The sequence below is a fragment of the Sorangium sp. So ce836 genome (genome assembly GCF_028553905.1).
GTDB lineage: Bacteria > Myxococcota_A > Polyangia > Polyangiales > Polyangiaceae > Sorangium > Sorangium cellulosum_D.
Map to the genome: position 1 here is coordinate 3831293 of NZ_CP102233.1, position 25931 is coordinate 3857223.

Below are 25931 nucleotides of genomic sequence, written 5' to 3' on the forward strand. Positions count from 1 at the left end.
CGAGCTACCCCGCGAGCTGCCCGTACCCCGCGCGGAGCTTCGCGAAGCGCGGGCGCCAGGCCCGGCTCTCGGCGAGCAGCGGCGCGATGCGCGCGAGCAGCAGCGCCACGTCCTCGGGCCGGCCGGCGTCGAGCAGGGCCCGCGCGCGCCAGTAGAGCAGCTCGACCCGCTGGTCGGCGCTCAGACCGCCGCCGAGCTCGCCCGAGGGCTCGCCCTCCTCGCGGAACGCCGCCCGCGTGCGCGCGCTCTCCATGCTGTTCCTCGGGTCCTTCACGGCGAGCTGCATCACGCCGAGCAGCGCCTGGGCGTAGGGCGGCAGGTCCGCGACCGCGCCCTGCGCCCGGAGCCACCGGAGCTGCCGGCTCGCGTCCGCGTGCTCGTCGCGCATCGCGTGGATCCGCGCGAGCAGGAGCGCGCTGCTGTAGACCGGCCGGTCCTTGAACTGCTCGTCCAGCGAGCGCACCTGCCGCACGAGGGGCAGCGCCTCGTCCTCGCGCCCCCAGAGGTAGAGCTGCTCCGCGAGCTTGATCGTCGCCTCGCGCTCCGCCCAGGCGTTGGCCTCCTCACGGGCGAGCTGGACCGCGCGCTTGAGGTCGGCGATCCCGCGATCCGGCGCGTCGAGCGCCGGCCAGAGCTCCGCGCGCCGGACGAGCGCCGCGCCGAGGTGGACCCGGTCGCCCCGCTCCTCGCAGGCGCGCACGGCCTCGTCGAAGCGCTGCTCCGCCTCGTCGAGGTGGCCGCACCGCACGAGCACGCACGCGAGGAGCGTCAGCCCGATGACGTGCGTGTCGTGATCGGCCTCGCGCACCCGCTCCACGCCGGGCGTCAGCCGCTCCAGGGCGTCCTCCAGGTTGCCCTTGCGGAACGACGAGCGGCCGGCCGCGACCTCGAAGCGCGCGGCGAGCCTGGCGTCGGCGTGATCCTCGCGGACGTCGAGCAGCGGGATCACCTCCTCGACCCGCGCCGCCGACTCCTCCCAGGCGCCGGCCCAGTCGAGCGCCGTCGCCTCCTCGAGCAGCGCCTCCGCGATCATCCGCGGGTCCTTCATGGTGCGGGCGAGCGCGCCCGCCGAGCGCAGATCGTCGAGCGCCTCGCCGGTGCGCAGGACGCGGTAGCGCACGCGCGCGCGGCCGAGGAGCGCGAGGTACCGCTGGCGCTGATCGTCGCCGTCGGCCCAGAGGAGCGCGGACGAGTAGTGGCCCTCCGCCACGGCGTTGTTGTGCCGGTCGCGGTGCATGTCGCCGAGGAGCAGGTACGCGTGCGCCGCGCGGGCGCGCGCCCCGGCGGCCGCGGCGTGCCGCGCGATCGGCTCGAGCAGGTCCGGCGCCCTCGGCTGGGCCTCGGCCAGGCGCTCCCAGACGGCGAGCGCGTGCCGGTGCATCCCCGCGCGCTGCTCCTCGGTGAGCAGCGCGTAGATGGCCTCCTGCAAGAGCGCGCTCCGGAAGGCGTAGCGGGCGCCCCCGCACGGGGTGCCCTCGCGCGCGGCGTCGTGCGCGCCGCGGGGGACGAGGATCCCCCGCGCGGCGAGCGCGCGCAGGCCGCTCGGGACGTCGACGCCGTCGCCGCGAGCGGCTGCCGCGCCCTCGCCATCGAGCTCGCGCGCGCGCTGCACGCCCGCGGCCACGTCCTCCGAGAGCTCGAAGCCGAGCACGGCGCAGAGCCTCGCGCACGCGCCGAGCTCCGGCGGGAGCGCCTCGAGCTGCCGCGCCGCGAACCACTGCCACGCGGGCGACGGCGGGAGCTTGTCGAGCTCCGCGGTCGCGAGCTGGTAGCTGCTCGACCGCGCCCGCAGCCGCACGAGGCCCGCGCGCTTGATCGCCCGGGTGAGCTCCACGAGGCAGCGGGGGTTGTAGCCGGCCCACGCGCAGATGCGGCGGAGGGCGGCGCTGGGCGGGTGCTCCGCGGGCCGGAGCAGCTCGGCGCAGAGGAGGAGCCCCGCGGCGTCGTCGAGCGGCGAGAGCGCGACCCGGTCGCGCGCGTGGTCGCGGGCGCTCAGCGCGTGGCGCCGCGCCGCGAGCTCCGGCGCGCCGGCGAGGAGCACCCACAGCGGGAGATCCGCCTCGCGCCGCGTCGCGAGGTCGAGCGCGTCGAGCGCGGCGCCGTCGGCGAGGTGCGCGTCGTCGACGATCACGACGACGGGGCGCTCCGCCGCCCGGCGGCGCAGCCCCTCGGCGATCGCGCGGAGCACGCTGCCGCGGCGCGCCGGCGGCGGCAGGTCGGGCGCGCCGTCGAGCCAGCCCAGGGAGGCGGCCACGGCGGGCCACACGTCGCCGCCGAGCGGCTCGCCGAGCCGCTCGACGCAGAGCGCGCGCGGGTCGCGGGGCGCGGCGATCGCGCCGCCCTCGGCGCCGAGCACCGCGGCGAGCAGGGCGGCCGCGGCCTGGCCGGGCCGGCCCCCGGCGGCGCGCCCGGGGTGCTCCGGCTCGGCGCGCAGCGCGATCACGAGCGCGCCGGGGTGCGCGCGCCGGCTGCTCGCGGCGATCTCCTCGGCGAGCCGCGACTTGCCGAGGCCGCGCTCGCCGACGAGGGCGCAGAGGCCGGGCCCGAGGCCCGCGAGCGCGCGCTCGCGGCTCCCCTCGAGCGCGCTCAGGGGGTCGCCGCGGCCGACGAGCGGCGGCGCGGCGCGCGCGGCGTCGCGATCGCCCGGGGACAGGGGCGACTCCTGCGCGAAGAAGTAGCGGCCGTCCTCGCTCGCCGCGGCGACGTCGAAGCCGGGGTGCGCGGTGACGAGCTCGGCGCTGAGCGCGATCCCGCGCCACGGATCCGCGGGGAGCCACGCCTCGGGCCGCTCCACGGCGAGCCCGGTGGCGGCCATGCCCCCGTCGGCCTCGCGCCGGAGCTTCAGCGGCGCGACGTGGATCGCGAGCGGCGCGCCGACCGACGCGACGATCTCCCGCCCCGCGAGCAGCGCGCGCTCGGCCGCGGCCTCCTTCGGCCCCGGGAAGATCGCGACGAAGCGGTAGCCGCGCTGCCGCGCGAGGTGCCCCTCGTGCCGGGCCACGGCGGCGCGGACCTCGGCCTCGGCGCCGCGGGCCTCCAGGGCGAGCACCACGGTGTCGTGCCGGTCCGCGGAGATCGCGGCGTCGTCCCCCGCGACCTCCGCGGCGCCGGCGGCGCCCGCCGACGCGAGCGCGGCCCGCAGGCCGGCGGCGTCGCGGGTGCGGAGCGCCCGCTCCTTGGCGAGGCAGGCGAGGACGAGCGCCTCGATGGCCGGGGGGACAGGGGCGGCGGCCGTGGTGAGCTCGCTCGGCCGCGGGGGCCGCCGGCCGAGGTGCCCCTGCGCGACGTCCTCGCGATCGCCGGCGAACGGCGGGCGGAGCGTGAGCAGCTCGAAGAGGAGCGCGCCGAACGCGTAGAGGTCCGCGCGCCCGTCGATCGGCTCGGCCCTGAGCCGCTCGGGCGACGCGTACTCGGGCGTCCCGAGCATGGCGCCCAGCGTGGTGAGCGCGCTGTCCGCCGGGTGGCAGACGACGCCGCGATCGCGCTGCGCGAGGCCGAAGTCGAGGAGCCGCACGCCGCCGCCGGGCTCGAGGAAGACGTTCTCGGGCGCGAGGTCCAGGTGGACCAGGCCGCGCTCGTGCACGACCTGGAGGCAGCTCAGCACGGCGAGCGCGACGTCGAGGGCGGAGCGCAGGTCGAGCGCGGCGGGCAGGCCCTCGAGGCGGGCGGCCAGCGTCTCGCCCTCGAGCCGCTCCATGGCGATGTACGCGCGGCCGTCCTCGAGCACGCCGTTCTGGAGCAGGCGCGGCGAGGCCGGGGGGCCGAGCTGCTCGAGCGCCCACGCCTCGCTGCGGAAGCGCTCGCGCGCGAGGAGCGAGTGGGCCCTGCTGACCTTGAGCACGGCGGGCGCGCCGTCCTCCAGCCGGGTCGCGTCCCAGACGATCGAGAACGCGCCCGCGGCGAGCGGCTGGCCGATGACGAAGCCCGCGAGCGACGGCGGCGTCTCGGCGCCGAGCTCGACGGGCGGGGCGCGGAGCGGCGCCAGGGCGCCGTCCGCTGGGCAGGGGGCGAGGGCTGCAAGTCGGCGATGGCAGGATGGGCAGCGCGGCAAGAAGACCTCGAATGACCTCGGATGGGGCGGCGCGAACCGTGGCCGATATTACCGGGTCTCCGCTCATCACAAGTGGGAAAAGCCGCGTTGCCTGCGCAGCTTTACGCCCCTGGTAAAAGCGCACGTCGCGGGTCGCAGCGACAGCGTGGGCGTCGTGTCGACACAGGGGGACAGGTGCGGCGACGGTCGCAGTGCGCGAAATGCGCGGCGGTCCTCGCGATCTCCCGCAAAGCGGCGGTGGATCCGGCAGGGGGCGAGTCTCCGGCGAGCACCCACCTGAGGAGAGGCGGAGTCGCTCGCGCTCGAGGAACGGCCGAGTCCGGTCGCCGGGGTGGCGTGGCCGGGCCACACGGGGCCGGGAGCTGTGGTGTATGCTGCCCCGAGCGGTCGGAGGGTTGGATGATCCATCGGCAGACAGGCGAGATCGAGCTCGCGTCCGGGCTCCGCATCGGCCCCTCGTACTCGGAAGCGCAGTTTTTGTCGTCGCCGCTCGCGCGGACGGCCAACGCCCTGAGCCAGGCGCAGCCGTGGAGCGGTTACCGGACGGCGCGCCAGCGCATCGGCTTCCGCACCTTCCGGATCACGCTGCACTTCTGCAGCGGCAAGCTCGCGTCGGTCGAGCTCTTCGAGGTGGGCGCGGAGTCGAAGGCCTTCTGGAACGACTGGTCCGAGAAGGAGGAGGCCGAGCGCAAGGCGAGCCACGACGCGTGGCTCGAATCGATCCTCGGCGCGCCGCCGTACGAGTATCCGTGGGGCAAGATCACCTCCGAGCACGACCCGCGGGGCGGCTACAGCAGCATCGTCGTGCGCTTCGCCTAGCGCTCGGGACCGGGCTGCGCGCCGGACGGGGCCGGGGCGCTCCGGCGGGCGCGGGCGCCGCGGCGTTCGCGGGTAGGCGGCGTCACAGCGCGCGCCGGTAGCGGACCTCCGGCAGGCTGCCCGCGCCGACGCGCGCGCTCCGTCGCGCGCCGTCGCGGGTGAAGCCGGAGAGCTCGTAGAAGCGGCGCGCGCGGGTGTTCCCCTCGAGGACCCAGATCGTCATGGTCCTGTGGCGGCGCCGCGCGAGGTCGGCCTGCGCGGTGTCGAGCAGCGAGGCGCCGAGGCCGCGGCCCCACGCGGTGGGGAGGAGGTAGATCGTGTAGAGCTCGCCCACCGCGCGGGGATCGTCGTCGTCGTCGCGCGTCGGTCCGGCGCTCGCGAAGCCGAGCGCGGCGTCGTCGGCGCAGAGCACCCAGGCCCGCGTGCCGGTCGCGGCGCCGTGGAGCAGGATCCGCTGCCAGCTCGCCTCCCGCGCCCGCACGGAGAGGGCGTTGAGGTCGGCCGCCGGAACGAGGCCGAGGTAAGCCGCCCTCCAGGAGTCGACCTCGACGCGCGCGATGGTCGCTGCGTCTGCGGGCTGCGCCCGGCGGATGACCGCCCTCGTGATCCGCTCCGACATGGTGCCTCGCGTCCCAGTATGCCTCTCGCCGCGGCGCGCGGCGCTGCCGCCGTGTGGCTCGGAGCGCTCGCCGGGCCGGGCGCTCCGTCAAGCGGCGCCCGACGCCGCATTCATCCCGCTGCTCCATCCCTTGCCGGCGCCGGTCTCCTAAGGTCCGGGTGTGCGCGGTGACGCAACCGAGCGCTGCAAACGGAGCCGAAGGAGGAAACCATGCTGTGCAAGGAGATCATGAAGAGGGAGATCCAGTGCGTCATGACCGGGGACACGATCCAGACGGCCGCGCGCAAGATGCGCGACGCGAACGTCGGCTTCCTGCCTGTCTGCGACGACGAGGGGAAGGTGCTCGGCACGCTCACGGACCGCGATCTCGCCATCCGGGTGCTGGCCGACAGCCGCCCGCTGAGCACGAAGGCGGGCGACGTCATGACCCGCGCGGTGGTCGCGTGCCGGCCCGACGACGAGGTGCAGCGCGCGGAGCAGCTGATGGGGCAGCACCACAAGTCGCGCGTCCTGTGCACCGACGCGGACGGCCGGCTGGTCGGCATCATCAGCCTGTCGGACATCGCGCAGCGCGAGGACGACAAGAACACGGCGCAGACCGTCCGCCGGGTGACCGAGCGGGAGGCGGCGCACGGCGCGGGGGCGTAGCCGCGGCGCCGCGGTCGTGGTCCGCGAGCTCGATGAGGGGCATGCGCTGAACCCGAGCCCCCGTGCCGCCCGGCGATGAAAGCCTCCGCCGGCGCCCGGTGAGCAGGACGCCGCGCGCGTCACCCCGGGCCGCGCAGCGCTTCGACCAGGGCCTCGACGAGCGCGCGCACCGGCAGCGAGGGCGCCCGCTCGCCGAGCAGCTCGAGCACGTCCTCGTCGTCCTCGTCGTCGTCGCCGCACGAGAGCTGCACGGCCGCGACCACGGCGCCATCGCGCTCGACCGCCAGGTCGAAGATCCCCTCCTCGTCGCTCACCGGCGCGCCAAGCAGCGCCGACAGCCGGCGGCCGAGGAGCTCGGCCAGCGGCGCGTCGCCGTCGAGGCCTGCCTCGTCGGGCTCGATCCTGGCCTGGACCGGGCGCGCCGGCCCCCCGCTCACCTCGGCCCCCTGGCGATCGAGCCGGAAACGCAACCCACGCGCCTCGAAGAACCCCGTCGTCACGCGCCCGATCAAGGCACGCCGCGCGCGCCCGGGCAAGCCTGTCCGAGCGCGCGCGCCCTCCGCGGCCCGCGTCGGGCTCACAGCACGCTGACGAGCGGCCCGGCGTCGCCGTCGAGCCATTGCTCGGAGATCACGAAGCTGGTCGAGATCCCGAGCTCGCCGCGATACGCCCACATGCCCGTGAGGATCTCGATCACCCTCCGGTCGCCGCGGCGGACCGGGAAGACCACGGAGACGCCGCTCGCGAGCTCCTCGCCGTTCTTCTGGTCCAGCCGGAACCACTCCTCGCCGGCGCTGGCTCCGAGCGTCCTCACGGCGGCCAGCGACTGCGCGGTGCAGTCGATGCGGAGCCACTCGCGCCGCATCCGCGCCTTGCACGCGGCGCCGCTCTTGTCCCTCGCGAGCCGCACCGGCTCGGCGTCGTCCCACTCCGCCATCGCGGGCCGCGGCGTCCGCTCGGGCGCGGGCGGCGCCGCTTCCAGCGCGCGCACCGCGGGCGCCGCCGCGCCCTCTCCACCGCCCGCCGCGCCGTCTCCCCCGTCCGGGAGGGCTGCCCCCGTCTCCGCCCGAGGTCCTGCCGCGGCGCCGTCCGGCGCGGCGGGCGGGGCGATCTGCGGCTCCGCGGCTAGCGCCGGCGCGAGCGCGCCGAGCAGGGCTGTCCCGATCCAAAGGAGCTTCTTCATAACGTCCTCAAGAAGGCGACGAGCGCCGCCTTGTCCTTCTTCGACATGTGGCTGGTGCGGCCCATGCGATCCTCGTTGTTCTCGACGAGCTCTTCGAGCGTCCTCGCGGAGCCGTCGTGGTAATAGGGCGCCGTCCCGGCGACGAAGCGCAGCGATGGCGTCTTGAACGCCTGGTCCTTCTTCTCCCTGTAAAACCCTGGCTGGGCGACGAAGCGCGGCATCGGGTAGCCCATCCGGTCGGTGTATTCGGTCTCGGGCACATGGCAGCGGGAGCACTGCGCCGCCTCGCTCGTGAAGAGCGCGAATCCGTGCTTCTCCTGCGGCGTGAGCGGCCGATCCTCCCGCGGCGGGGGCGCGAGGCCCTCGCGCAGGAAGCTGGCGAGGTAGGTCGCGCGCAGCCCGAGCGCGCCGTCCTTGGCGCCGCCCATCCCCCATCGATGCAGGCCGAAGCCCTCCAGGATGCGCGCGGCCAGGCTCTCGCTCTGGGCGTTCCAGCCATAAGGGCCCACGGCCGAGACGCGCCCTGCGAGCATGGGTGTCTGTCGCGCCACGCCGCCGGCGAGCCCTTCCATCGGCCGGTTGTCGGCGGATCCGAAGAAATTGGCGAAGTCGCCGCCGCTGACCTCGTGCCACACGTGACCGTCGTCGCGCCCGTCGGGGTGGCACCCGGCGCACCCGAGCCCGCCGCTCGTGTGCCAGTCGGTCGCGTTGTAGAAGAGCCTCCGGCCGACGGCGGCCTGCTCGAGGAGCGGAGGCTCGGCCAGCCGGATGAACGGCACGGGCCCCGGCTCGTAGGGAGCGCCCGCCCTGTGCTCGTCGAGGCGGACGATGGCGAGCGTGTCGGTCGAGCGGCAGTAGACCCACGCCATGGATTCGTCCCCGGAGAGGGCCACGCCGCTCGGCGCGCCGCACAGGGTCGCGACGCCGACGTCGCGCGAGAGGGCGTCGAGGGACCCTGGCGCCGCGGCGACGGTCGCCGGCGAGCTGCTGAGCCGGTAGGTGGCGAGGGGCCGGAGCGCCGGATCGATCGAGAGCGCGTCGAGCTCCACCAGGGCGTCGGTGCCCTCGCTGGCGACGAGCAGCGTGCGGGTGCTCTCGCGGACCACGAGGGCGCGCGGCTGGACGAACGGGGCGAGGTCGGTCTTCGGCGCCTCGAGCTCCGGGTCGCCGGCGATGTCGAGCTCGAAGTCCCGCGCGACCCGGCTTGGGGCGCCCTCGCGGCGGCGGGGCGCGAGGGGCTCGTCGTTGCCTGTCTGCAGGGCGTCGACGGTGGCGGCGCCGAACCACGAGAGCTCGCCGATCGCGCCGAGCGCGTGGCGCGCGACGAACAGGCGGCGGCCGTCCGGGGAGAGCGCGGCCGCGTATCCGAGGGAAGCGGCGCGCGGCTCGTCCGGCGGGGCGCGGTACGGCGACGGCGGCAGCGCGATCGACCGCGCCTTGGGAGGAGAGCGCAGCTCGATCCGGGTGAGGGCCGCGGACGTGAGGTGCGTGACGTACGCGGCCGCGCCGTCCTCGCGGACCACGACGCCGCGGGGCTCGCGGGGGACGTCGATCGACCACGACCTCGTGGCGGACGCGAGATCCACGGCGGAGACCTTGGCGGTCCAGGCGCTGGTGACGATGGCGGTGCGCTCGTCCGGCGTGATGGCCAGCCCCCAGGTGTCGGCCGGCAGCGACACGCGCGCGATTTCCAGGAGGCCTGCGGTCGGATCCGGCCGCATGACGAGCAGCAGCCCGGGGTCTCGGATCGTGACGAGCACGCGGTCGTCGAGCGCGAGGACCTGCGCGGGGCGCCCTGGCATGGAGATCGCGACGGGCGGTGTGCTCACGTCGACGGGCAGCGGGATGCGGCGGACGACGCGGTGGTCCTCGTCGGCCAGGTAGAGCGCGTCGCCCCGCGGCGCGCGCACGAGGGCGCCGCCGGCGCGCAGGGCCGCGCGGAGCTTCGGGGACGGCGGCGTCGTGGACGGCGCTTGGGGTGGAGACGGCGGCGGCGTCGCGGTCTCCTCGGCTCCGGCATTCCGCTCGTCCGGCGCGGGTTGCCTGGAGGGGGGTGAGCAGGCCGCGGCGAGGAGGGCGGCGGCCAGAACGAGAGTCGGTGTTCGCGGGTTCATCGGGCGCCCGCAACAACGACACCGCGCGGTGGCGGTATTCCAGGAGTTGCCGGGTCTGGGGCGCTCCTCGCGGCGCCATTGGACAGGCCGCCACCCGCCATGGCGCCGCCACCCCGCCGGCATCGCGCCTGACCCCGGAAGCCCCTGGTTTCAGCCGTCTGAGCCCCTGGTACGGCCTCTGCCATGGGCGCCGCGCATGGGAGACGCCGACATCGCCTTGCGCCACCTCGCCCGACGGCGCCCCGAGGACCTGGTGCGCGCCCTGGTCCCCGAGGGCCCCATCGAGGTCCTCGGGTGGCTCGACAGCCAGGTCACGAACCTCGAGCGCCGCCTCGACAAGGCCCTTCGCCTTCGGGTCGGCGGCGAGCCGCGGGTGTTGCATGTCGAGTTCTGCTTCGCGCTCCGGGGCGACGTTCCGGACCGCATCTTCGAGTACCTCGGCTTCCTCTTCGCCGCGCTCCGCCTCGAAGCCCCCGGTGAGCCGGTGCCGCCGATCGAGAGCGTCGCCGTGGTGCTCTCGGGGCGCAGGCGGCGCCTGCCGAAGGCCGGGGAGCGCCGCATCGCCTGGCCGGGGCGGCCGTTCAGCGGCGCGCGCTTCCGGATCGACGCCGTCTACCAGCGCACGGTCTCCGAGCTGCGGGCGCGCGGCAGCGTGCTCTGGCTGGTGTTCGCCCCGCTTGCACGTGATGCGACCGCGGCGGCGCTGCGGGAGGTCGTCGCGGAGATCCACGCGGGCGCGAGGACCGCGGAGGAGCGGGCCGAGCTGTACACGGCGCTCCTGGTGATGGCGACGATCGATCCCTGGCGGCATAATCTGCTGAAGGAGCTCATCATGATGGTCGAGGACGAGGAAGAGGGGCTGCTCCGTCGCACGCCGATCATCGGGGAGATGATCATCGAGGCCGAGCGACGAGGAGAGGAGCGCGGGGAGCGACGAGGAGAGGAGCGCGGGCAGCGGCGAGGAGAGGAGCGCGGGGAGGAGCGTGGCGAGGAGAAGGCGATCGCCGCGCTGCTCGGCCGCCTCTTCGCGCGGCGGATCGGGCGACGACCGACGGCCGAGGAAGAGCGCTCGATCGTCGAGCGAGCCCGCGCGATCGGTCCGGGAGAGGTCGAGGACGCCTTGCTCGATCTCGAGGCCGAGGCGCTGGTTCGCTGGCTCGCGGAGCCGATCCGCCCGTCGTGAGCTCCGTGGTACCCTGCCGCGCGACGAGCGCTGCGCCGAGCCAGCGCCTTGCTTCTGCCGGAAGACGCCATGCCTGACGCCACGCCGCCCGTTACTTTGCGCGAGATCACCCGCGATAACCTCGGCGCCATCCTCGAGCTCTCCGTGGCCGAGAGCCAGAAGGGCTTCGTCGCGACCAACGCGGTCTCGCTCGCCCAGGCGCATTTCGCGCCGGAGGCCTGGTACCGCGCCATCTACTATGGCGACGAGCCCGCGGGCTTCGTCATGCTGGAGGACCAGTCGATGGTCTCCCCGCCGCCGGAGCGGCCCGAGGTAGGCGTGTGGCGCTTCATGATCGACCAGCGCTTCCAGCGGCGCGGCATTGGCCGGGCGGCGATGCTGCAGGTGATCGAGCACGTGCGGCGCCTGGGGCGCTTCTCGTCGCTGCTGCTGTCCTACGTGCCGGGCCCCGGCAGCCCCGAGGGGTTCTACCGCAGCCTGGGCTTCCGACCCAACGGCCGCATGGACGGGCCGGAGGTGGTCATGGAGCTGCCGCTCGCCGGCGCATCGTCGCCGTAGGGCGCCGCCGCGCCGCGGCCGGCGGCGCGGCGGCGGCGTGATGATGCGTGCGAGCGGCGAGCGGCCTCGGGCTCAGTACGCGAGCACCTCGCTGCCGGACGAGAGCTCGCACGCGCCGTCCTCGGGATCGCCGCCCGTGCGGAGGATCTCGGACGGCTCCGGCTCGCGGTAGACGCCGGAGAGCTCGATGTCGACCATGCGCAGGATCGCGCGATCGAGCTTGGTCACGTAGTAGCAGGGGATCGTCGGCTCCTTGTGGGCACCGCCGACCCCGGAGTCGTCGGTCAGGAAGAGGTATCGGCCGCCCGTCAATTGCGCGGCTGAGCGCATGGTGATCTCGGTGAGCTCATCCACGCCGCTCGACGCGACGGGATAGACATGCACGCCGAGGTCCTTGAGGGCTCGTATCCCCTCTGCCATGGCGCCCGCGTTGCTGTCGTGGTGGGGCGCGTCCGCGACCCAGAAGGCGAGGCGCGCGGTGTCGTTGCCGGTGCGCCAGGCGAGGTCGGCCGCCTTGGAGAGCGCCACGTCGGGCGCCTCGGGGAAATCGCCGCCGCCGCCGGCCGCCTGCTCGGCGAGCTTCTGCTGGAACTCGTCGGGATCGGCGCGGAAGTCGAACCACCGGACGATGTAGTCGTCCTCGGTGTCTTTGTAAACGACGAGCGACCAGCGCTGCGCGGCGTTCGGGTACTTGGCGAAGATGGATTCCGAGAGGGCGATGAACTCCGTCTGGAGATACGTTATCTCGTCGCCCATGCTGCCGGTCGTGTCGATGATGAGCGAGACGTCGAGCGTCTCCTTCGGTCCCGGAGGCGCCGCGAAGAGGCTGTGGGCGGCCTGGTGGTCGGCCTCGGTGAAGGGCAAGAAGCCCGGGAGCTGCTGCGCGTAGAGCGTGCTCCGGTACGAGAGGAAGAAGTCGAAGTTGCGGTTGTCGTCCCAGACGCCCGCGGTGAGCGTGCCAGGCTCGACGTTGCCGCCGCCAGCACCACCGCCGCCGGCACCACCGCCGGTGCCGGTGCCGACGCCGGTGCCGCCGCCGGCGCCGACGCCGACGCCTTCGCCGCTGGAGAAGTCGCCCCCATCCGACACACCGCCCGCAGCGGCCGAGCCGGAGGCGCCGCCGACGTCAGCGCCGGCGCCGCTGCCCGGGATCTCGCCGTCGTTGCCGTCGTCCGAGCTCACGCCGCCCGAGCACGCCGCCAGAGCCAGAAGGCTTCCCACCATGAAAGCGAAGCGGAAACGGTTGCGCATGGAGTCTCCTTGGCCGCCGGGACCTCACGTGCCCATGTCGGACGCGGCCGGGCGCGCCACGATGCATGCAGCGTACCGAGCTAGAATCGTGCGATTTCAGGCACTTACACGGCTGTCCGGTGAGCGTTCTGTGCCAGGACGCGCCAGCGGCAACCCCGACCCGTGGGCAACCCGACCCAGGTTGAGGTTGGGCAACCCGACCCAGGTTGAGGTTGGGCAACCCGACCCAGGTTGAGGTTGGGCAACCCGACCCAGGTTGAGGTTGGGCAACCCGACCCAGGTTGAGGTTGGGCAACCCGACCCAGGTTGAGGTTGGGCAACCCGACCCAGGTTGAGGTTGGGCAACCCGACCCAGGTTGAGGTTGGGCAACCCGACCCAGGTTGAGGTCGGGCAACCCGACCCAGGTTGAGGTCGGGCAACCCGACCCAGGTTGAGGTCGGGCAACCCGACCCAGGTTGAGGTTGGGCAACCCGACCCAGGTTGAGGTCGGGCAACCCGACCCAGGTCGCGCACGGCGGAGCTCCCCCCCGGAAGACGGCTCCTCTCAGGTCCCCCGCAGCGCGGCGATCACCGGCGCGGTGTCGGGCCGCACGCCGCGCCACAGGGTGAAGCACTCGGCGCCCTGCTCGACCACCATGCCGAGGCCGTCGGCGGTCTGCCTCACTCCGGCCGCGCGCGCGGCCCGCACGAAGGCGGTCGGCTCCTTCTTGTAGGCCATGTCATAGGCCAGCGAGCTCTCGTCCCACACGCCGTCGGGCAGGGGCGGCACCTCGTTGGTCATCGACGAGGCGGAGCCGTTGATGACCACGTCGAACCGCCCGACGATATCGGCGAAGCCGCCGGCGGCGAGCCGGGCGGCGCCCGCCTGCGCGCCAAACTCGGCGCTAAGGTCCACGGCCTTGCTGGCGGTGCGGTTGGCGATGAAGACCTCGGCCGGCCGCTCCTCGAAGAGCGGCAGCAACACGCCGCGCACCGCGCCGCCCGCGCCGAGGAGCAGCACGCGCGCGCCCATGAGCTCGCGGCCGAGGTTGCAGGTGATGTCGCGCAGGATGCCGACGCCGTCGGTGTTGTCGCCGAGGATGGTGCCGTCGGCGCGGAAGGTGAACATGTTGATCGCCCCCGCCGCGCGGCCGCGCGGCGTCAGCTCGTCGGCCAGCGCAAAGGCCTCGAGCTTGAACGGCATGGTGATGTTCATGCCCTTGCCGCCGCTCCTCTGGAACTCGCGCACGGCGGCGGCGAAGCCGTCCAGCTCGCCGAGGATCGCGCCGTACTCCATGTCCTGCCCGCACTGCTCGGCGAAGGCCGTCTGCAGCGCCGGCGACTTGGCCTGGGCGATGGGGTTACCGATGATGGCATAGCGGTCGGTCATGGTCGTCTCCACGCCTCAGCGACGCGAGCAACGCGCGGGCCACACGCAACCTCGCCAGCGCGCGCCGCAGATCTACGACAGCGCCGAGCCTCTCGCCAAGCGCGCACGGCGATCCCCCTCGTCCGTCGGCGCGCCCTTCTCCGTCCCGCGCGCCGCCGTCGCGCCCGCCTGTACACAGCGTCAACCCGAGGTTGACGCCGCGAGCAGGTGCCGTCGCGCGAGCGCGCGCCGACGTGAGCATCGTCCCGCCTCGCGCCGCAGCGCCCGCGCAGGTCGAGCGCTGGCGCTCGCGGTCGAGCGCTGGCGCTCGCGGGCCGCGCCGGGCGCTGCTAGCCTCGCGCGCCATGCCGAGCCACGGGACCACGCGCACGCACCACCGCACCTGCAATATCTGCGAGGCGATGTGCGGGATCGACATCGAGGTCGACGGCGACCGGATCACCTCGATCCGCGGCGACGAGCGCGACCCGTTCAGCCGAGGGTACATCTGCCCGAAGGCGCTCGCGCTCCAGGACCTCCACGAGGACGAGGATCGCCTCCGGACCCCGGTCCGGCGCACCGCCTCCGGGTTCCAGCGCATCTCGTGGGACGACGCCCTCGACGAGGTCGCCGGGCGGCTCCGCGACACCCAGCGGCGCCACGGCAGGGACGCCGTCGCCGTCTACATGGGCAATCCCAGGGCGCACAACTACGCGTCGCTCCTCTACCTCAACCCGTTCCTGGAGGCGTTGCGGACGCGGAGCTGCTTCTCCTCGAACTCGGTCGATCAGCTGCCGCACCACCTCGTCTCGACCCTCCTCTTCGGGCACCAGCTGCTCGTCCCGGTGCCCGACATCGACCGCACCTCGTTCCTGCTCATCGTCGGGGCCAACCCGGTCGTCTCGAACGGCAGCCTCATGTCGGCGCCCGGCATGCCGCGGCGGCTCAAGGCGATCCGCGCGCGCGGCGGCACGATCGTGGTCGTCGACCCGCGGCGCACCGAGACCGCGGAGATCGCCGATCGCCACCACTTCATCCGCCCCGGGACCGACGTCTTCCTGATGCTCGGCCTGCTCTCGACCCTCTTCGCCGAGCGGCTCGTCGCGCCGGGCCGGCTCGGCGATTTCATGAACGGGCTCGCCGACATCGAGCGGCTCGTCCGCGACTTCACCCCCGAGCGCGTCGCCGCGAGGGTCGGCATCCCGGCGGCGCAGATCCGCGAGCTCGCGCGCGCCTTCGCCGCGGCGCGCCCGGCCGTCTGCTACGGCCGGATCGGCGCCTGCCTCCAGGAGTTCGGCGCGCTCACCACGTGGCTCATCGCGGTGCTCAGCCTGGTCACCGGCAACCTAGATCGCCCCGGCGGGGCGATGTTCGCCCGGCCGGCCGTCGACGTCGTCGCGATCCAGGACCTGCTCGGCCAGCGCGGCGATTTCGGCCGGAGCCGCAGCCGCGTGCGCCAGCTGCCCGCGTTCGCCGGGGAGTACCCCGCCGCCGCGCTCGCCGAGGAGATCCTCACGGAGGGCCTGGGGCAGATCCGCGCGCTCCTCACGATGGCGGGCAACCCGGTGCTGTCGACGCCGAACGGCCGGGCGCTGGATCGCGCGCTGGCCGGCCTCGATTTCATGGCCAGCATCGACTTCTACATCAACGAGACGACCCGGCACGCCCACGTGATCCTGCCGCCGACCGGCCCCCTGGAGCGCGATCACTACGACCTCGCGTTCCACGCGTTCGCGGTGCGGAACACCGCCAAGTACGCGCCCGCGCTGTTCGCCCCGGCGGACGGCGCGCGCCACGACTGGCAGATCCTCGTCGAGCTCGGGGCGCGCCTCGCGGCGCCCGGGCCCGCGGCGCCGCTCGCCGGCCGCGCGGCGCGCCTCCTGTCGCGGGCGCTCCCGCCCACGCGGCTGCTCGACGCCGCGCTCCGCTTCGGGCCCTACGGCGCCGGCGTGAGCCCGCTGTCGGGCGGCCTCTCGCTGCGCAGGCTCGAGCGCGAGCCGCACGGCGTGGATCTCGGGCCGCTCGTGCCGTGCCTGCCGCAGCGGCTGTTCACGCGGTCCGGGCGCATCGAGCTCGCGCCGGAGGCCCTCGTCGCCGATCTCGAGCGGGCGCGCGGGGCGCTCGGCCGCGAGGAGCGCGGGGCGCTCGGCCAGGAGGAGCGCGGGGCGCTCGGCCGGGCCGCGGGCGGGGCGGGGGAGGCGGGCGAGCCGGGGCAGCGGGGCGAGGCGGGGTACGACCTCCAGCTCATCGGCAGGCGCCAGCTCCGGAGCAACAACTCGTGGCTGCACAACAGCCGTCGCCTGGTGAAGGGCAGGAACCGGTGCACGCTGCTCATGCACCCGGAGGACGCCGCCCATCGCGGCATCGCCGCCGGGCAGCGGATCCGGGTGTGCTCGCGGGTCGGGAGCATCGACCTCGAGGTCGAGCTGACCGACGAGGTGATGCCCGGCGTCGTCAGCGCCCCGCACGGCTGGGGCCACGGCCGCGACGGCGTCCGGCTCGAGACGGCGCGGCGGCACGCCGGCGAGAGCGTCAACGATCTGACGGACGACCTCGCGATCGACGCGCTCTCGGGCACCGCCGCGCTGAACGGCGTCCCGGTCCGCGTCGAGCCGGCCGGGGCGGCGCCGGCCTAGCTCCGCGCGTCAGCGATCCCTGGCGGGACGCATCGCCGAGCAGACCCGAGCGGCCGTCCCCAGGCGGGTTTCACCGAGCGGGTACCCAGCGGGCCGGTGGGGGGAGGGCGTTGCTGCATCGAGCTGGAACAGACGACGTTCTTGCCACTCCCCGCCGCCGGAGCCCGCTCAGTTGCCCGGATCCACGCAAGCGACTGCGCCGGTCCCGTCTTGCCCGCAGGTTTGGCCGAGCAGACCGCAGTCGGTCTTCGTCACCCGGCGCGGCCCCTCGTCGAGCGCCGTGCAGCGCTTGGCGGTAAAACCCTCGCAAACGCCGCCGATCCCGGTATCGCCGCAGGGATCGGACCAGGTGCTCGCCTTCTTCGCGAACGCGAGCACGTCGGGGCCGAGCGTCGCGTAAACGGTCCCGTAATCGCAGGCGAGCTGGTTCGTCCGAATCACGCCGGAGGCCACGCCGTAGACGCGCAGCCTACCGCCCTCGGTACGCACGAGCGGGCTGCCCGAGTCGCCATAACAAGGCTGCGCGTCGCCTTCGCCGGCGCCCACGAGAGCCTCGTACCCGGCGAGCAGGACCGCCTCGTCGTAGTGCTTGCGGAGCAAGCAATCGATATCGCACGCCGCCTCGCCTTCGTTGCCCTCCTCCTCGGTTTCGGCCAAAGAACGCGCGAGGTGCCCGCTGCGGTCGCCCGTCGTGGCCCATTGCACGAATGCCTCGAAGCTGCCGAACATCAGCTCGAGGACCTTGCCTTCCCGCGCGCGCAGGGTCACGCTGCCCGCCTTGCGCGTGCCCAATGTGTTTTCGTTGTCCTGCACGCCATAACCGATGGCCGCGAAGCGCGTGTCGATGTCGGCGTCCGAGAGAGCAGCCATCGCGGCCGGCGCGATGTCGGTGATCTCCTCGTCGAGGTGGACGACGCCCACGTCCCGACCGAAGCCCACGAAGCCCCCTTCATGCCCGGGCGCCCGGCCGAGCTCTACGATATCGACCGTACGGTCGGGGTGGGTTCCGTCGAAGCCCACGCCGAAATACACGCGGCCTCCCGCGGCCATCTTGCGCACGGCATCGACGCAATGTTTCGCGGTGAGGACGGTCGACTTGCCGATCAGGGTGCCGGAGCAAAAGGGGCGGTATTGCACGTCGAGGGCGCCGGTCTCCTCGTTCCCCGCCTCGACGGCGACGCCGAGGCTGCCGATGGCGCTGAGGGCGTCGCTCTTGGCGTCGACGCCGCCGATGATCGCCTCGGAATCGACGTCGGTGCTCTCGTCGCCGCCCTCCACCGGCGCTGCGCTGCAAGCAGGCAGGAGGCTCGAGGCTGGGAGTCCAGCGAGAAGAAGGCCGAGACGAAGTCTCGAGATGGTAGGCATGAAAACTGGATTCCTTTTCGAGAAGATGGTTTGCGCCGCGATGGCGTGCCCGCGCAATGAGCACTCGTCGTGCCAATCGTCTCCTCGAGCCGTCCGCGGATATCTCGCCTCGTATTTCCCCGGCGGCCGAGCGTTCGAGCCAACCCTTGCGTGGTCGAGCAACGGACTGCTCGACGGCAATCCGGAGCGCCTCGCGGAGGATCTCTTGCTCACGGCGCTCCGCGCACTCCGGCAGCTCCGCGCCCGCCCCGAGCGCCGCGTCGCCCGCTGCGGCGCTGGCGGGCACGCAGCTCTTGCAGCGCTTCAGCTCACCAGCCCACCGAGTCGATGTAACAGACGCCCGACCAGGCGGCGCTCGGGTCGATCACGAACTCGACCCCCAGCTGCTCGATGGGAGGCGAGCCCGAGCGGTAGCGGACGGTGAACTCGTTCCACGCGTCGCCGTCGAGGTTGCTCATGAACCGATAGTCGCCTTCCCAGAGCCCGTCCTTCATCAAGAGATACGGCTGCACGGAGACGATGCGGCTCGAGGCAGGGAGCCAGACGTGAAACGTGACGTTCTTCCCCGGGGAGACGTCCGGCGAGCGGACGAAGACGAGCTGCATCCTTGCCGGATCCTGCGCGCCCTGGCACCGCAACCCGCCGGCGCCGGCCTGCAAGGTCACGGCGAGGGCGCGCTCCCCCGCGTAGGCATTCACGCTCGACGGGGCGATGCCGGCGGCCATCTCCCCGCAGAACTCCCACCCTTGTTCGTCCACCTCGAAGCTGTAGCGCGCCTCGTCGACCGGCCTGCCGCCGCCGTCCCTCGCCGGCTCGCGCCCGCCCCTGGCGGCCCCGCCGTCCGGCCCCTGGCTCCGTTCCGGGAGGTCGAGGACCTGATCGCAGGCGAGCGCGCCGGCGCTCGCGAGCGCCGCGAGCACGAGGAGCCCCCCGCGCGGCCTCATCGCACCACCCAGCGCACGGCGATCCCAGAGAGCCCGACCGTCAGCTGCGAGGAGACGCCCACGGGCCGCCCCGCGTCCGTGCTCGGCGCGGTGAGCGCCAGGACGACGCCCCCGGCAACCAGGGCGCCCCCGATCACGCTGGTGGCGGTCGAGATCCTCGCGGATGAGATGGCCTGATCGAGGCGCGCCGCGTCCGAGGACGTCGCGCAGCGGCCCTGCGCGTCGCAGGACGCCCGGCCCTTCATCACGGCGGCGTGGACGCCGAACGCGGCCCCGACGCCCAGCGCCGCGACGCCGGCGGCGCCCGTCGCGTAGCCCGCCCACCGCGCCGGAGACACCCCGGGGCGAGCGGGCGGCGGAGCCGACGCAGACCGTGGCTTCGCGGCGAGCGGCGGGACCGCGATGGTCGCTCGCTCGCCCTCGCGGGCCACCCAGCGCATCCGCCAGGGCATCCGGCCCGGAGCGCTCGCCTCGATCGAGACCACCCCCGGATCCACGGGGATGGCCGCGCCCCACTGCGCCTCGCGCATGGCGTGCCCGTCGCGCCGGATCTGGAGCCCCGCGGCGCCACGGACCGCTTCCGGGACGACGACCGTGAGCCAGGGGAGCCTCGGGCGGAGCGCCTCGGCGCGCCATCGCGCCTCGCGCTCCTGGTCCCGGCGATTCAGCGTGCTCGCTTCGTCCGCGGCCGCCACGTAGTTCGTCCACGCGCTCGCGAGGCGCCCGGTCCGCTCCAGGCACGTCGCGAAGTAGAATCGGGTGCCGATCGCCGGGTCGAGGGCCAGGCTGTCCTTGAGCTTCGGGCAGGCCGCGGAGAAGCGGCCCGCCTCCATGAGCGACATCGCCTCATCGAAGAGCGCCTGCGCCGCCGCCTCGTCCAGCTCGCTGGTCGGCCCGGCCTGGGCCGGCTGCGCGAAGGCGAGCAGCACACCCGCGGCGAACATCGCTGGTCCTTGCCGTACCACCCGCCCCCCCCGGCCCGGCGGGATGCATCAATGACGCCTGCCGCCGAAGGGATCGCGCGCTGGCGAGCTCGCTCCGCCGTCCTCGGGGCGGCGATCCGCGTCCGGCGGCGCCGCCCCCACGCCGTCCGGCGCGGCCTGCGCGGGGGCAACGGGCGGGGGCTTTCGGACGGCGCGCTCGGCGGGGCGCTGGCGCGCGCGCTCGGCGGGGCGCTGGCGCGCGCGCTCGGCGGGCGCTGGCGCGCGCGCTCGGCGGGGCGCTGGCGCGCGCGCTCGGCGGGGCGCTGGCGCGCGCGCTCGGCGGGGCTCGCCTGCTCGACCTCCGGCGCGGCGGTCGCGGCCGGCTCCGCGGGCACGGGCGGCGGCGAGGGGGGCGGGGGCGCCTCAGGGACGGGAACGGCGTGCGCTGGAGGCTCCGAGGACGGTGGCTCCAGGGCCGGCGGGCGCGCGGAGCGGCGCCGGACCAGGGCCGCGGTGAGCAGGACGCCGGCCACGGCCAGCACGGCGAGGAGCACGCGCGCCTGCGACCGCCGGCCCCGGGAGCGCACCGCCTCGACAGCGCCAGGGCCCAGAGGACGAACCTCCTGCGGCTCGCGAGGAGGAAGCTCCTTCGGGCAGATGCGGGTGACGTCGAGCGGCGCGGGGCTCGGTGGGCGGGTCGAACCGGTCTCCGACAGCGTCGGGGCCGCCTCCGGCCCGCCGAGCGGCACCGTCGTCCCGCTCGGCTCCGGCGCCGTCGGTGTGCGCGGCGGGACCCCGGGCGAGGAGCCGGCGCTCCACCGGACCGCATGGGGCGCGATCGCCCCGGCCAGCGCGGCGACCGTGCCGAGCCGCCGCTCCGGTTCCTTCTCGAGGCAGCGGAGGATCGTCGCCTCGAGATCTTCCGGGATGTCGTCGCGGAGCGCTCTCGGCGGGACCGGCTCCCCGTGCACGATCGCCGAGGCGGTCTCGAAGAAGCTCCCTCCCTCGAAAGGCATCCTCGCGGTGAGCAGCTGATACAGCACGACGCCGAGCGCCCAGATGTCGACGCGCGCGTCGACCGCCCGAGGCGAGCCGAGCTGCTCCGGCGCCATGTACAGCGGCGAGCCGAGCATGACATCCGTGCTGGTGATGAAGCCGTCGCCGGTCGCCCCCGGCGTAGGGACGATCTTGGAGATGCCGAAATCAAGCACCTTGAGGCGCACGGAGCCGTCGCGCCGGCGCGCCACGAAGAGGTTCTGGGGCTTGAGATCGCGGTGGACGATCCCGAGCGCGTGCGCCTCGCTGATCGCCTCGCACGTATCGAGTACGTAGCTGACCGCCTCGCCGATCGGGAGCGGACCACGTTCGCCCAGGAGCGCGCGCAGATCCATGCCTTCCAGGTACTCCATCACGATGAACGGAGCGCCGGACTCGAGGAGATCCACGTCGAAGACGCGGACGACGTGATCGCTCGTGAGCCTCGAGGCGGCGCGCGCCTCGCGAAGAAAACGCTCGATCGCGTCGGGGCGCTGGGCCAGCCACGAGTGAAGGAGCTTGATCGCGACGGGCTCTTCGAGGCGAAGGTGCCGGGCGGCGATGACGACGCCCATGCCGCCTGTGCCGAGGACACGCTCGAGCCGGTATTTCCCCCGGATGATCTGCCCGCTCTCGAACGTGAGCATGGAAAGAGATCTCGCCCGCGCGCGTAGCGCTCGGCGCCGCGCCCCCTCGCGTGCGGGAGTCTGGATGGACTGCGATGCTGGGAACGTCAAGCGCGACGACGGCCGCTCGTCCGGCTCGCGAAGCCGCGCTCGGCTCTCCGCTCCCCGGGGCCGACGCCGTGGCGGCTCCGGGGTTGTGATGTCTACGCCGCGAAGGCGAGAGCGGCCCAGATCGGTGTAGGTGCCGGCGGTGAACGGTGGACGCCGGCGGTCACGCGGCCGCGGTCTTCACCGATCGGACGCGGAACGCGAGGCTCACCGACATACGTCTCCATATCGAGCGCCGGCCGCTGATCGACCAGTGCCGCATCATCAACGAAACGTGGTGTCGTCGACGAGGAGCGGGTTGAGGATCCTGATTCCCCGGAAGGCCCTCACGTGGATGCTATTACCGCTTTCATGGATCATCTATCCTTGTTATGTGTCAATTCCGGCGATGCGCAGAGCTGGTCGTACCTCGATTCCCGTTGCCCCCGTCCGGGGTACAATGGTCGTTCCAGGAGTGAACGTGCAATGTCGTGGCACAGTGCGGCGAACGGATGCCTATCACCTGCACTGACGACGTCGGGCGCCGCCGTTGCCGAGCCGAAGCCGGCCAGCCGCGCAGAGAGGCGCTCGTCATCAACTGGTTTCTCTGGCGGGATCTCCGACGCGCGGCCCTAGCCTGGTGCAGCGCTGGCCGATCCGCCGATCGCCTCGGCCGTGAGCAGCCGCGTCCGCCGGCCCGACGCGAGCGTGAGGTGCTGCCCCCAGCTCGTCTGGTGCGGGACCTCCCCGTCCACGATCTCGCTCGCCCGGATCTCGAACCCCGCGGCGCGGTAGGCGGGGCGCAGCGCGTCGTCGATCCACGCGTCCGAGAGCTCGGGGAGGCCGAGCCGCGCCGCGTAGGGCCGGTCGTCGAAGACGCTCTGGTTGAGCAGCGCGATGAGCTCCCCGCCCGGCCGGACGAGCCGGCGCAGCGCCTCGAGCACGGGCGCCTCCGGGAGCACCAGGGCCGAGAGCAGCGACGCCCAGGGGAAGTTCAGGGTCAGGGTGTGGGCGAGCCCGGCGAGCTCCTCGGGCAGCGCCTGCACCGACGCGACCACGAAGAGCGCGTTCGGCCGGCCGCCGCGGGCGGGCTTGCGGCTGGCGCGCCACGACACCTCGCGCATCCGCTCGCCCGCGGGGTCCACGCCGATGCAGTACGTGTCCGGGTGGGCGCCGGCCGACCGGTACACGAACCGCCCGTCCCCCGTGCCGACGTCGATGAGCACGCGCGCGTGGCCGGCGAGCTTCGCCTCGAGGTCCGCGCACGTCCACGTGACGGACGCCTTGCCGAGCTGCACGATCATCGTCGCCTCGAGGCCGCCCTCCCGGCCGCCCGCTCAGCGCGGGGCGCCGCCGCTCCCCGCGAGGGCGCCCTGGGGGGCGCTCGCCGCCGCGAGCTCCCGGCAGCCGATCGCCCGCGTGAGGTCGTCGATCGCCTCGCGCAGCATCCGCACCAGCATCGGCAGCCGCGGCGCCGCGCCGTCCGGGGCCTGCTGGAGCGCGGCGAGCCGCGCCTCGGCGGCGGCGAGGAGCTCCCGATCGACGCGGTACGACGGGAACAGGTGGGTGAAATACGCGGACGCGAGCTCGTGCGTCCGCGTCTCGAAGACCTGCTGCACCCGCTCGAAGAACCCCTGCACGTACGGCTCGAGCAACGCGCGCTGGAACGACCAGTTGAAGCCCGACATGGCCGCGCTCGTCAGGTGCAGCGAGCCGTAGCCGCCCTCGTGGAATCGCTCCCACGCCGCGGCCTTCGCCGCCGGATCCGGGCGCGCCGTCTCGGCGCGCAGCGCCGCGCGCTGGCCGCGATCGGACGGGTCGCGCTCGCGCTCGGCCGCGAGCCGCGCGTCCGCGCCGGCCATGCCGCGCGCGATCCACTTCACGGCGACCGTCCAGCGCATCTCCTGGTCGATCTCGAGCCCCTCCACCTCGATCTCGCCGTCCACGAGGCGCGCGGCCAGGGCGAGATCCGGCGCGGCGTAGGCCGCGTTGAGGAGCGCCCGCGCCCACACGATCTGCGCGTCGCCGCGCGGGGCCGCCCGGAGCGCCGCGAGGGCGAGGCCGGTGAACGCGCTCGCCTCGGCCTCGCGCGTCGGGTCGGGCACGTAGCGCGCGAGGGCCATCACCGCGTTCGAGAGCACGGGCTCGACGAGCGAGAGGTCCGGCTCGGCGGGCAGCTTGTCCCTGACCAGCGCGAGGTACGCGGGGGAGGCGAGCTTCTGGTCGCGCACCATGCTCCAGAGCGACGACCAGAGCAGCTGGCGTAGGAGCGGATCCTCGACGCGGCCCATGTGCTCGCGCACGAACGCGAGCGAGCCCGCGTCGAGCGCGATCTTCGCGAACGTGAGGTCGTTGTGGTTCGGGAACACGAAGAGCGGCGCGCGCTGCCCCCGCGCCGCGGCGACGTCGGTGGCCGCGCCGTCGATCTCGGCGGGCACCGCGTCGACCACGAGCGCGCCGCCCTCCTCGCGCGCGAGCGCCACGTCGATGCGGTGCGGCCGGAGGGTCGGGTAGTCCTCGGGGGCCGTCTGCAGCACGCGGAGCCGGCCGATGCGGTCGCCGTCGGGCTCCCACTCGGCGGTCAGCGTGTTGAGCGACGCCTGCTCCAGCCAGACGCGCGACCAGGCGCCGAGGTCGCGGCCGGAGCCCTCCTCGAGCGCGGACAGGAACTCGCGCAGGGTCGCGTTGCCGTACTGGTAGCGCTTGAAGTACCGGCGCATCCCGTCGCGGAACGAGGGCAGGCCGATCGCGGCGACGAGCTGCTTCATCGCGGCCGCGCCCTTGCCGTAGGTGATGCCGTCGAAGTTGAGGAACGTGTGCTCGGTGTCCGCGAGCTCCCCGGCGATGGGGTGCGTCGTCACGAGCTGGTCTTGCCGGTAGGCCCAGCTCTTCATGACGTTGAACGCCTTCCACACGGTCGGCTGGAACCGGGTCGCCTGCTCCATGGCGAGGAAGGCCATGTACGTGGCGAAGCTCTCGTTGAGCCAGAGATCGTTCCACCACCGCATGGTCACGAGGTTGCCGAACCACATGTGAGCCATCTCGTGGAGGAACACCTCCGCGCGCGTGAGGCGCTGGTGGTCGGTCGGCGGGTCCCGGAAGATCATCCGCTCGCTGTGGGTCACGGCGCCGGCGTTCTCCATGGCGCCGGCGTTGAACTCCGGGACGAAGACCTGATCGTACTTGGTGAAGGGGTACGGGTAGTCGAAGAACTCGGGGTAGAAGTCGAAGCCCTGCTTGGTGATCGTGAAGAGCTCGTCCGGGTCGAGGTGCTTCGCGAGCGATCTGCGGCAGTAGAGCCCGAGCGGGATGCCGCGGTGCTCGTCGCGGACGCCGCTGTAGGGGCCGGCGATCAGCGCGAAGATGTAGGTGCTGAACCGGGTCGTCTCCTCGAACACGCGCGTCGAGCGCCCCGGGCCGGCGTCGAAGGTGCGGCGGATGCGGGCGTTGCCGATGACCTCCCAGTCCTCGGGCGCGGTGACGGAGAGGCGGTAGCTCGCCTTGATGTCCGGCTGGTCGAAGCAGGGGAACAGGCGGTGGGCGCTGAACGGCTCGAGGTCCGAGTAGAGGTAGTCCTCGCCGTCCTCCGGGTCGCGGAAGTGGTGGAAGCCGTCGCCGGTGTGGTCGTAGTCGTTCTCGTAGACGACGCGCACGCGCGTCTCCGGGTCGAGCAGCCGCCCCGGGAGGCGGATGCGGCAGTCGGACCACTCGGGCTCGACGGGGACGCCGTTGATCTCGAGCCGCTCGATGCGCCGGCCGCGGAAGTCGATGAAGGTGTCGCCGCGGCCGCGGACGTCGAAGTAGGCGATCGCCTCGCCGCGGTAGCCGTCGTCGCCGCGCGACAGGTCGAGCGAGAGCTCGTAGCGCGCGCTGCCGATGCGCGCGGCGCGCTCCTCGGCCTCCTTCTGGGTGAGCACGTCCCGTCCAGGGCCGCCGGTCTTTTCCGTCATGACGTGCACACCCTAGGACGAACCCCCGGAGGGTGGCCAGCGATCTGGCGCGGTCGCGAGCGCCGCCCCGCCGCGAGGCGCAGGAGGGAAGCGGCTGCCGGGCGGCCGGTGGAGGGATGGGGGAGCGGACGGCGGGGCGAGGGAGCCGACCCGGGTTGGGGGGACCGTCCCGGGTTGGGGAGCCGACCCGGGTTGGGGAGCCGACCCGGGTTGGGGGGCCGACCCAGGTTGGGGTACCGACCCAGGTTGGGGTACCGAGGTGGGGGACGAGGGAGCCGACCCAGGTTGGGGTAACCGACCCAGGTTGGGGGACGAGGGAGCCGACCCAGGTTGGGGTAACCGACCCAGGTTGGGGTACCGGAACCGACCCAGGTTGGGGAACCGACCCGGGTTGGGGTACCGACGCCGCGGGCGGCCTCCGAGGGAGCAGCGCGCCCTGGTTCTGTGCCAGAGCGGCGTTGTTCTGTGCCAGGGAGGGGGGTCCGGCACCGGCACAAACGCAATGCATTGCGACACACCGGGGTCCGGACCCCTCGAGAACGCTCGGCGGAGCGATTTTCAGGGCAAGATTGTGCCAGAAAACGCGTTCT

The 25931-nt window shown here is 73.8% G+C and carries 17 protein-coding genes and 1 pseudogene; 5 read left to right on the plus strand and 13 right to left on the minus strand.

The genetic code is table 11. The features are described from left to right. Positions 1–4: 4 nt before the first annotated feature. Complete coding sequence (locus NQZ70_RS14240; protein ID WP_129574687.1) at positions 5–4051, minus strand: serine/threonine-protein kinase PknK; 4047 nt, start codon at positions 4049–4051, stop codon at positions 5–7. A 399-nt stretch (positions 4052–4450) separates the two neighbouring features. Here NQZ70_RS14240 and NQZ70_RS14245 point away from each other — a divergent pair, with 399 nt between their 5' ends. Beyond that, positions 4451–4870 (plus strand): hypothetical protein, encoded by a 420-nt coding sequence (locus tag NQZ70_RS14245; RefSeq protein ID WP_129574688.1) that lies wholly within the window; start codon positions 4451–4453, stop codon positions 4868–4870. 82 nt (positions 4871–4952) lie between these two features. On the opposite strand, the gene NQZ70_RS14250 is transcribed toward NQZ70_RS14245, so the two are convergent. Continuing rightward, a complete protein-coding gene (locus NQZ70_RS14250; protein WP_129574689.1) occupies positions 4953–5489 on the minus strand; it encodes a GNAT family N-acetyltransferase in 537 nt (178 codons plus the stop codon). Between the two features lie 210 nt (positions 5490–5699). On the opposite strand from NQZ70_RS14250, the gene NQZ70_RS14255 reads away from it, so the two are divergent. Next, entirely contained in the window at positions 5700–6137 is a 438-nt protein-coding gene (locus tag NQZ70_RS14255; RefSeq protein WP_129574690.1) for a CBS domain-containing protein, read from the plus strand. A 119-nt stretch (positions 6138–6256) separates the two neighbouring features. Here the strand turns inward: NQZ70_RS14255 and NQZ70_RS14260 are convergent, their stop codons facing one another. From NQZ70_RS14260 to NQZ70_RS14270, 3 genes are all read right to left on the minus strand, one after another. Further along, positions 6257–6637, minus strand: coding sequence for a hypothetical protein (locus tag NQZ70_RS14260; RefSeq protein ID WP_129574691.1), 381 nt, complete (start codon positions 6635–6637; stop codon positions 6257–6259). Between the two features lie 77 nt (positions 6638–6714). Beyond that, on the minus strand, positions 6715–7320 hold the full coding sequence (locus tag NQZ70_RS14265; RefSeq protein WP_129574692.1) for a hypothetical protein: 606 nt from the start codon (positions 7318–7320) through the stop codon (positions 6715–6717). Beyond that, positions 7317–9434, minus strand: a complete 2118-nt coding sequence (locus NQZ70_RS14270) for a hypothetical protein (protein ID WP_129574693.1) — start codon at positions 9432–9434, stop codon at positions 7317–7319. Before NQZ70_RS14270 ends, NQZ70_RS14265 begins: the two co-directional genes overlap by 4 nt. A gap of 196 nt (positions 9435–9630) precedes the next feature. On the opposite strand from NQZ70_RS14270, the gene NQZ70_RS14275 reads away from it, so the two are divergent. Continuing rightward, positions 9631–10617: a hypothetical protein gene (locus tag NQZ70_RS14275; RefSeq protein ID WP_129574694.1), complete on the plus strand. Its 987-nt coding sequence runs from the start codon at positions 9631–9633 to the stop codon at positions 10615–10617. A gap of 69 nt (positions 10618–10686) precedes the next feature. Further along, positions 10687–11175, plus strand: a complete 489-nt coding sequence (locus NQZ70_RS14280) for a GNAT family N-acetyltransferase (RefSeq protein ID WP_129574695.1) — start codon at positions 10687–10689, stop codon at positions 11173–11175. Positions 11176–11247: 72 nt separating this feature from the next. Here the strand turns inward: NQZ70_RS14280 and NQZ70_RS14285 are convergent, their stop codons facing one another. Beyond that, entirely contained in the window at positions 11248–12426 is a 1179-nt protein-coding gene (locus NQZ70_RS14285; RefSeq protein WP_129574696.1) for a vWA domain-containing protein, read from the minus strand. 545 nt (positions 12427–12971) lie between these two features. Then, on the minus strand, positions 12972–13796 hold the full coding sequence (gene aroE, locus NQZ70_RS14290) for a shikimate dehydrogenase (protein ID WP_129574697.1): 825 nt from the start codon (positions 13794–13796) through the stop codon (positions 12972–12974). 344 nt (positions 13797–14140) lie between these two features. On the opposite strand from aroE, the gene NQZ70_RS14295 reads away from it, so the two are divergent. Further along, complete coding sequence (locus NQZ70_RS14295; RefSeq protein WP_129574698.1) at positions 14141–16411, plus strand: molybdopterin oxidoreductase family protein; 2271 nt, start codon at positions 14141–14143, stop codon at positions 16409–16411. 168 nt (positions 16412–16579) lie between these two features. Here the strand turns inward: NQZ70_RS14295 and NQZ70_RS14300 are convergent, their stop codons facing one another. The 6 genes and pseudogenes from NQZ70_RS14300 to pepN form a co-directional block, all read right to left on the minus strand. After that, positions 16580–17689: a trypsin-like serine protease gene (locus tag NQZ70_RS14300; protein ID WP_129574699.1), complete on the minus strand. Its 1110-nt coding sequence runs from the start codon at positions 17687–17689 to the stop codon at positions 16580–16582. Positions 17690–18084: 395 nt separating this feature from the next. Then, on the minus strand, positions 18085–18720 hold the full coding sequence (locus NQZ70_RS14305) for a hypothetical protein (RefSeq protein ID WP_129574700.1): 636 nt from the start codon (positions 18718–18720) through the stop codon (positions 18085–18087). After that, positions 18717–19664 carry a hypothetical protein gene (locus tag NQZ70_RS14310; RefSeq protein ID WP_129574701.1) on the minus strand — a complete coding sequence of 316 codons (948 nt, stop codon included), beginning with the start codon at positions 19662–19664 and terminating at the stop codon, positions 18717–18719. The genes NQZ70_RS14305 and NQZ70_RS14310 overlap by 4 nt, the downstream gene beginning before the upstream one ends. Before the next feature lie 887 nt (positions 19665–20551). After that, positions 20552–21325 (minus strand): annotated as a pseudogene (locus NQZ70_RS53350) (serine/threonine-protein kinase); the annotation flags it as partial. 698 nt (positions 21326–22023) lie between these two features. Continuing rightward, the gene (locus NQZ70_RS14320) at positions 22024–22695 is read right to left on the minus strand and encodes a class I SAM-dependent methyltransferase (protein ID WP_129574703.1); all 672 of its coding nucleotides are present in this window, start codon (positions 22693–22695) and stop codon (positions 22024–22026) included. Between the two features lie 33 nt (positions 22696–22728). Then, positions 22729–25341, minus strand: a complete 2613-nt coding sequence (gene pepN / locus NQZ70_RS14325) for an aminopeptidase N (RefSeq protein ID WP_129574704.1) — start codon at positions 25339–25341, stop codon at positions 22729–22731. Positions 25342–25931: the final 590 nt, after the last annotated feature.